Genomic DNA, 7,525 nt, shown 5'->3' with positions numbered 1-7,525 from the left:
AACTTGACCCCCAGCGAAAATACCGAAACACTCAAAACAGAAACATGATCGCAGGCAGATAATCAGCCGTGCCCGAACTGTCCGGGAATTACTGAAATGGCTGTCCGGGATTTAGCGAAATCGCTGTCCGGTAATTTTGAAATCCGCACCTTTCTCGCTCCAACGCTTCCAGCGGCTGTAAAGTGTCTTATGCGGACCATAAGCGGCAGGGGCATCGCGCCACCTCAACCCATTGCGATTGATAAAGATAATCCCACTCAACACACGCCGATCATCGACACGAGGCTTTCCGTGCGACTTCGGAAAGAAAGGTTCCAAACGCGCCATTTGCGCGTCGCTAAGCCAAAAAAGATCGCTCATGTCACAGCTCCGTTTTCGGAACCGTGAATCAGGCAGTGCAACCGAAATCAATGCATCCTGACCCTAGCCACGCTTAGGCGCGAGTTCGGGGAAAAATGAGGGCTGTCAGTTTTGTAGATACCGCCCACTCCGATTCATATTCCCCCGCGCTGCCCTCCCTGGGCGTCCCGCCGTTGAGCGCCTGCGTGACCCCACCGCGACGCTCGCCTTCTCCACCCCCTCCTGACGCGCAAGAGGGTCGTCGTCCACGACCAGTGACGGCAATGGGCCGGTCACGCCTTGAAGGACGGCCTCGGTTCGGAACTTTCCAAGATCCGCTGTTATGCAAAGCTGACGTTCGTCTAAGGTGCAGCGAAGGGCGGCTCTCCGCCCTGCACGTTGCTGATGCTGCGGATGCGAGCAAATTGCGCGCAGATGCAGCGAACGACTGGAAGGTGCCGATTCTGTGGAGAAACACCCGTTCGCGATTGCAGAAATTGGAAGCTTTGGTAATGCGCGGCGGCCTTTCCTATCGGGCTTTTCGCGGTTGCTGCGGTGCGGGAAAGATCTTCGCCAGTTTCCTGAGGTTTTGGGCGGTTGCGGCGAGGAGAAATTCGTCATTTGCGCCGCACGGGCCACGTAATCGGAGGCGTCCGAGGCCCAGGATGCGTTTGAGGTGCGCGAAGAGCATCTCGACCTTCTTTCGGAGCTTCATCGAGACTTCGTATTGCCTGGTCTTCGCGATGTCCCGGGCAACCTGACGGGCGTCTTCGTGTTCCTCTCGGGTGATGGACCGGAAGTCCATGTTCGGGCAGCAGCGCGGCTTCGAAGGGCAGGCCTGGCAGATGTGCTTCAGGCCGCGGTATTTGGCGACGCCCTTGCCGGTCGGCCCTCGGTTCGGGTCGGAATAGTTCCGGCGGAACTGCTTCAGCGTCTGGCCCTCCGGGCAGATGTATTGATTGTTCTCGGCGTCCCACTCGAAGTCGGCTCGGGTCCATGTGCCATCGTTGCGGCCCGACTTGTCGAAGACCGGGATGTGCGGCGCGATCTTGCGATCGACCAGCCAGCCCAGCATCGGCCCGGTGCCATAGGCGGTATCCGCGATCAGGCGTTCGGGATGCAAATCGAACTTGGCCTGCACCCGGTCCAGCATGGTGCGCGTCGAGCCGACCTCCGCCTGCCGGATCGACCGCGTCGCCTCGACATCGACGATGACGCCGTGATCCGTATCGATCAGGTAGTTGTCGGAATAGCTAAAGAATGCCGGTCCCTTGCGCGCCGCCGTCCATTGGCTGGCCGGATCGGAATGTGAGGTAAACTTGGGCTGGACCTCGCTGGCGGCCCCGAAAGCGGCCTCGTCCAGCGTCTCGAGATACTCGCGAACTGCCCGGGGCGCGGCCGCCGGGTCGATTGTCGACGCGTCCCATTCTTCCTTCGGCGTCGAGTTCTGCTTGTTCGCGTCCGCTTCGATCAGTCTGGCATCGACCGCCATGCGCTGCCCACTCACCAGGCCTTCCTCGATGCAGCGTGCGACCGTCATCTCGAACAGGTGGCGTAGCAGCGCGCTGTCACGAAACCGGCCATGGCGGTTCTTCGAAAAGGTGGAGTGATCCGGCACGCGGTCAGCAAGGTCGAGGCGGCAAAACCAGCGATACGCGAGATTCAGATGGACCTCTTCGCAGAGGCGCCGCTCAGACCGGATGCCAAAGCAATAGCCGACCAGAAGCATGCGGATCAGCAGTTCGGGATCGACAGACGGACGGCCCGTGTGGCTGTAGAAATCCGCAAGATGGGCACGGATGCTGCTCAGGTCGACGAACCGATCGATGGATCGAAGCAGGTGATCTTGCGGAACATGATCCTCCAGCGAGAACTCGTAGAACAGCGCTGGCTGAGCCTCCTGCTTCGGTCCCATCATCGCCAATCCTCCCGCTCGATGTCGGAATTGAATCAGCGCCACGCCCAGCAATCAAGCGCGAGTTTTTCAACAGAATATGCCGCAAAGCTGCCCGTCACTCGGCCTTGCTGAAATCCCGCGCGAGAATTTCCCGCGCATGCGCGACCCCTTCTGGGGTCAGATTCAGCGATTTCGCCTTGTTTTTCGGATCATGGATCAGGCCTTTCTCAAAAAGCCGGTCTGTGATGTTCCAATCGATCCCCTTCCAGACCCGATCACCGTCATGCAGCGTCAGGCTGAGGATCGCGAGGGACGCATCATCGATCTTGTCAGTGTCGAGTGTCATCCCCTCCCCTTACGTTGGTTTCGCGCCGTTTCGCACGCGCGCACTTCATGCATACCCCCGCCGCTTCTTCACCGCGGCAAGCTTCATCAGCGCGGTGACGGCGCGCCCTTCATCTGGATGCTGCTCAATCATCATCTGCCCGCGCGCGCCAATGCGGCCCCATTCGCGCACCAAGCTGGCGCCCCCAAAGAGATCGGGCTGAATGCTCATGCGGTAAAACCGCCGCATGTTGCAGGCTGGATCGATCCGCCGCATCTGCAGGTCGGTCGGGAACACCTCAAGTTGAGCGACAGAGTGAGACATATCGTGATCCAGCAGGTTTTGTACCATAATATCAGGTGGTATCAATTGCTTCCACCTTGATTTCACTCCACGAGGGGAAAAGGGGGCTCATGCCCCCTTCTCGAACTTCATGACCGGGATGCCAAGCTTCTTGGCTTTGTCGGCGATGTTCTCCTGAATGCCCGTGCCGGGGAAGACCAGAACACCCACGGGCAGCACGTCCAGCATCGCGTCGTTGCGCTTGAAGGGGGCGGCCTTGGCATGCTTGGTCCAATCGGGTTTGAAGGCCACCTGCGTCACGCCGCGGGCCTCGGCCCATTTGGCGGCGATGAGTTCTGCGCCCTTCGGGCTTCCACCATGCAGAAGGACCATGTCGGGATGTTTGGTCCGGACCTGATCGAGCTTGCCCCAGATCAGGCGGTGATCGTTGAAGTCGGTTCCACCGGTGAGGGCGACTTTGGGGCCTGAGGGGAGCATCACCTCGGTTTCCGCGCGGCGCTTGGCGGCCAGGAAATCGCGGCTGTCGATGAGCGCCGCGGTCATGTGCTGGCGGTTCACCATCGAGCCCGTGCGGGGGCGCCAGGTCGATCCCGTGTGATGGACAAACTCGGTGGCGGCGTGATCGCGCATCATGTCCATGCAGTTGCGCCGTTCGACGAGGGTCAGGCCTTCGGCCGTCAGGCGCTCGAGTTCGGTGGATTTCACCTCGGAACCGTCCTGCTCGCGCTGAAGGCGGCGCTGCGCCTGTTCGTTTTCATCGAGCGACCGCTCAACCCTCACCGTGGCGCGGTGGAAGAGGTTGACCTGGCCCCAGAGCACCTCTTCGAGGTCGGGTTCCATGCGGGTGTCTTCCAGGGTCGCGACGAGGGCATCGAAGATGTCTGCGACGGCGACCGCAAGGCGCTGCCCATCGGGCATCGGGCGCGGATCGGGCTCATCAAAGGGACGGTAGCCATAAAGCTGCAGCTCGTCGAGCGCATGGGCGGTCTGGGATGCGGTGTGGGCGGGTTCATACGTGTCGTCATGGGTGTGGATCGTCATCGGCTCTTACCTCCGGGCCTGTCTCGTCCGCGCGTCATCCCGCGCGGCCTTCATGGGCAGCTCTGAGCCGTCATGGCGGACGCCCCTTCACCCCCTCTTCGGGGCCGAAACGCAGTGGAGGAGGGCGGCAGGCAGGCTATTTGTTTCGCGATGCAAAGCGGGGGCTCGTCCCCCGCGGCGGAAATAGCCTGCCTGCCGCCCTTGAGGGGGCGGACCCTTTGACGGCAGCACGCCCATCTCTTGAAGGCCGCTCGGGTGTCGGGTGGATGAGATTTACCCGGAAAGAGGCAAAGGTGATGATCCACACCCGCGACAGGACTGCAGGGGCCCCGCCCCCGCAGCGCCGGAACGCCCCTTGCGCGTTGTGGCTCAAGCCAACAGGCGCTGCCGATCCTCGCGCCCGATCTGCCCTGCCAGATGCTGGCACAGCGCCTCCGCACCGTTTGCCCGGAGATCATCGTTGAAATCCCCGAGCCGCGGTTCCAGCACCCGAACGACAATCCCGGCATCAAGTGCTCTGGCGCTCAACCTCTCTGCCGCGCGTTGCCCGGCCGGATCGCGGTCTATGGCGATGTAAAGGCGCTGCAGCCCCTCCGGCAACTGGACCGCCCCGAGGTGACCCGACGAGAGCGCCGCCCAGACGGGAAGGCCGGGGGCCGCTTCGGACAGGGACAGCATGGTCTCGATGCCTTCGCCGACCACGAGGATGTCCCCATGTGGGGTTAGCCTGACGGCATTGCCAAGTAGGTGACCCATGGCCCGCCGCTGCGTCTCGACCGGCGCCTTTCCCAGTCCGTCAGGCGCGAGCCAGGTGCGGTGCGCGCCCTGCAAGCCCCCTGCCCCATCGGTGACCGCGGCGATCAGCGCCGGTCTGGGGATGCTCCGGGTCTGGCCCTCATCCCGATGCCAGCACTTCGGGTGGAAGCGCAGCGCACTCGTCATGCCGCCTTGGGTGATGCCTCGGGAGCGGAGGTAGGTGTCTGCAAGCGTGCCTGCGATCGGCACGGAGGCTGCAAAGAGACGCGCCGCCGCGGCTGGTGTGCCACCGGGGGGCTTGGGCTTCTTCGGCACTGGCGTATCCGCTAGAACCGGCATTGGGCGGCCAAGATGCGCCCGCGCCTCTGCCAGAAGATCGGGAAATCGGGAGATCCCGGTTCGCTCGCGGATGATGTCCAGAAGATCGCCATGCAATCCGACAGCAGCGTCCTGCCATTTTCCGCGCGCGCCCGGCCCAGACACAGGCCCCGTCAGCCGCACGAAGAGCGAGCGGCCGGGGTTGTTCTGCAGATCGCCCACGATCCAGTAGGACCCTTCCCGCCGTCCGGCGGGAAGGTAGGCGCGACACACGCTCTCTGCGTTCTCCGCCAGAGCGCGGATCACATCTTCGGTCTCGGAATACATGGCTCAGCACCCTCCACGCGCATGTAGTCCTGTCACGGGACAACGTGCAAGCAGACGATCAAGCACTGCGATGCCGCTCGAGTCTGCTGGGCAGAAGAGCCGCAGCTTCCAGGCGATGATCTCCGAGAAGAACCCATCGGCCTTCAGCCGGTCCTTGGCCGCTTCGGAAAAGCCCGACAGTTCGATCCGGTTCACCCCCATGACGCGCGAGCGGTGCAGCTCCATCCCTTCGGCCAAGCGCACCACGGTCTTGCCCTCCAGAACGAGAGCATGGACCTGCGCGGCCGTCAGTTGCGGCGCATCATCCGCCAGCGTGGTCGCGACCCAGGCGGGCGAAACGCGGCGGCCGATGATGCGCTGGCCATCGTCGGTTTGCAGTCGGTAGACGCGGGTCTCATCCTGCGGCAGTTGCTTCCAGATCGGCAACAAGAGCCCCGCCACGATGTGCAGCGTGGTTTCCGTGAATTCCGGCACCTCGGCCAGTTCCGCGGTCCATGCGGCGGCGAAGGCCGTGCGGTCGGCTTCCAGCCAATGGGTGTCTTCCATGATCTTGGCAGGCACGGTGCTTGCCTCGGTGGGGCGGATCAGCCGCAAGCGGGGCTCGATCGTGCCATCGTCTAGCATCAGGCTGGTGGCGGGCACCTGCACGGCGGCCCGACCCGAGCGGCTGTTGACCAGCAGGCGTGTCTTTGGGTCGTCGAGCCAGTCAAGCGCATCCGCGAGCGCGGTCGGAGCATTACGCCGCTTTTCCGCGATGCTCAGGAGCTGGGTTTCCGCGCCGGAGCCGGGATGGGTGTAGATCACCCGCGCATCCGTGACGCGAAAGCTTTCGGCGCGCAGCGTCTCGAGCCCGAGGTCGTAGACCCCGGCGGCGATAGCACCCTCGATCCGTTGGTCGAGGAGTTCCTCGAAGGCCGCGAAGAGCACAGCCTGCATGTCGATTGTGAGCGCCAGCAGGCGATTGAGGAAGGTCGTGATCGGGGGCAGGTCGTCCTTCAGACCGTTGTCATCGGTCAGGCTGAGGCCTGTCGCGTCCTCAAACGCCATCAGCGAGCATCCCGCGACATCGCCGCGATAGATGCGGCGGTAGAGCTGGCGCAGGGCGTCGCGGGCATAGGGGGACTCGAGATTGTCCTCGGGCCGGAACAGCCCCTGCCCGCCGGTTTGACGCTGGCCGCGCGTGATCGCCCCGAGCGTGTCGAGGCGGCGCGCGATGGTCGACAGGAACCGCTTCTCCGCCTTCACATCCGTGGCGACGGGTCGGAACAGCGGTGGTTGCGCCTGATTGGTGCGGTTGGTGCGCCCGAGGCCCTGGATCGCGGCATCGGCCTTCCAGCCCGGCTCGAGCAGGTAGTGGACCCGCAGGCGCTGGTTCTTGGCACCGAGGTCGGCGTGGTAGCTCCGCCCCGTGCCACCGGCATCCGAGAAGATCAGGATGCGCTTCTGGTCATCCATGAAGGCGGCGGTCTCGGACAGGTTGGCAGACCCTGCCCGGCTTTCCACGACGAGGCGGGCGGCAGGACCTTCGCCTTTTGTCACGATGCGGCGCGAGCGGCCCGTGACCTCGGCCACAAGGTCGGTGCCGAAACGCTGGACGATCTGGTCGAGCGCCCCGGGCACCGGCGGCAGGCTGGCCAGATGCTCGATCAGCGCGTCGCGCCTCCGGGCGGCCTCGCGGCATTCGACCGGCTGGCCATCGCGCGTGACCGGGCGCGAGGAGAGGTTGCCTTCGCTATCGGTGAAGGGCTCATAGAGCTGCACCGGGAAGGAATGGGCGAGGTAGTCCAGGCAAGCCTCTCTTGGCGTGATATCCACCCGCACATCGTTCCACTCGTCCGTGGGAATGTCCGACAGGCGGCGCTCCATCAGTGCCTCACCGGTCGAGACGATCTGGATGACGGCAGCATGGCCTGCTGCCAGATCAGCCTCGATGCTGGAAATGAGGCTGGGGGTCTTCATGGAGGTCAGGAGATGACCGAAGAAGCGCTGCTTGGCGGATTCAAAGGCCGAGCGGGCCGCGGACTTGGCCTGGCGGTTCAACGTACCGCCGGATTCGCCAGTAATGTTGGCAGCTTCCAGCGCCGCGGACAGGTTCCGATGTATGACTCCGAAGGCGAGCGCATATGCATCATAGATCCCGCGCTGCTCCGGCGTCAGCGCATGTTCCAGCATCTCGTATTCGACGCCGTCATAGGACAGCGAGCGCGCCGTGTAGAGGC

6 protein-coding genes and 1 pseudogene are annotated in these 7,525 nt (G+C 63.5%); all 7 read right to left on the bottom strand.

The window, feature by feature from the left end:
* Positions 1 to 147: 147 nt before the first annotated feature.
* Positions 148 to 360 (bottom strand): annotated as a pseudogene (locus FLO80_RS21445) (transposase); the annotation flags it as partial.
* Positions 361 to 868: 508 nt separating this feature from the next.
* On the bottom strand, positions 869 to 2,257 hold the full coding sequence (locus FLO80_RS21440) for an IS1182 family transposase (RefSeq protein WP_111369431.1): 1,389 nt from the start codon (positions 2,255 to 2,257) through the stop codon (positions 869 to 871).
* A 94-nt stretch (positions 2,258 to 2,351) separates the two neighbouring features.
* A complete protein-coding gene (locus tag FLO80_RS21435; protein WP_111369406.1) occupies positions 2,352 to 2,582 on the bottom strand; it encodes a DUF6429 family protein in 231 nt (76 codons plus the stop codon).
* A gap of 45 nt (positions 2,583 to 2,627) precedes the next feature.
* Positions 2,628 to 2,885: a WGR domain-containing protein gene (locus FLO80_RS21430; RefSeq protein ID WP_104017778.1), complete on the bottom strand. Its 258-nt coding sequence runs from the start codon at positions 2,883 to 2,885 to the stop codon at positions 2,628 to 2,630.
* A gap of 87 nt (positions 2,886 to 2,972) precedes the next feature.
* Positions 2,973 to 3,905, bottom strand: coding sequence for a DUF2493 domain-containing protein (locus tag FLO80_RS21425; protein ID WP_111369408.1), 933 nt, complete (start codon positions 3,903 to 3,905; stop codon positions 2,973 to 2,975).
* Positions 3,906 to 4,274: 369 nt separating this feature from the next.
* A complete protein-coding gene (locus tag FLO80_RS21420) occupies positions 4,275 to 5,306 on the bottom strand; it encodes a DUF7146 domain-containing protein (protein ID WP_111369411.1) in 1,032 nt (343 codons plus the stop codon).
* Positions 5,307 to 5,309: 3 nt separating this feature from the next.
* On the bottom strand, positions 5,310 to 7,525 hold a 2,216-nt coding region (locus FLO80_RS21415), incomplete at its 5' end, for a strawberry notch C-terminal domain-containing protein (RefSeq protein ID WP_188078389.1).

This window comes from Aquicoccus porphyridii, from assembly GCF_008369105.1.
GTDB classification, from domain to species: domain Bacteria; phylum Pseudomonadota; class Alphaproteobacteria; order Rhodobacterales; family Rhodobacteraceae; genus Aquicoccus; species Aquicoccus porphyridii.
The sequence above is the reverse complement of the archived record's forward strand: the minus strand, read 5'-3'. Positions and strand labels throughout refer to the sequence as shown.

What these genes read in the sequence shown, in the direction of transcription:
- FLO80_RS21440 (WP_111369431.1), bottom strand. Translation starts at nt 2,257, where the DNA reads ATGATGGGACCGAAGCAGGAGGCTCAGCCAGCGCTGTTCTACGAGTTC.
- FLO80_RS21435 (WP_111369406.1), bottom strand. Translation starts at nt 2,582, where the DNA reads ATGACACTCGACACTGACAAGATCGATGATGCGTCCCTCGCGATCCTC.
- FLO80_RS21430 (WP_104017778.1), bottom strand. Translation starts at nt 2,885, where the DNA reads ATGTCTCACTCTGTCGCTCAACTTGAGGTGTTCCCGACCGACCTGCAG.
- FLO80_RS21425 (WP_111369408.1), bottom strand. Translation starts at nt 3,905, where the DNA reads ATGACGATCCACACCCATGACGACACGTATGAACCCGCCCACACCGCA.
- FLO80_RS21420 (WP_111369411.1), bottom strand. Translation starts at nt 5,306, where the DNA reads ATGTATTCCGAGACCGAAGATGTGATCCGCGCTCTGGCGGAGAACGCA.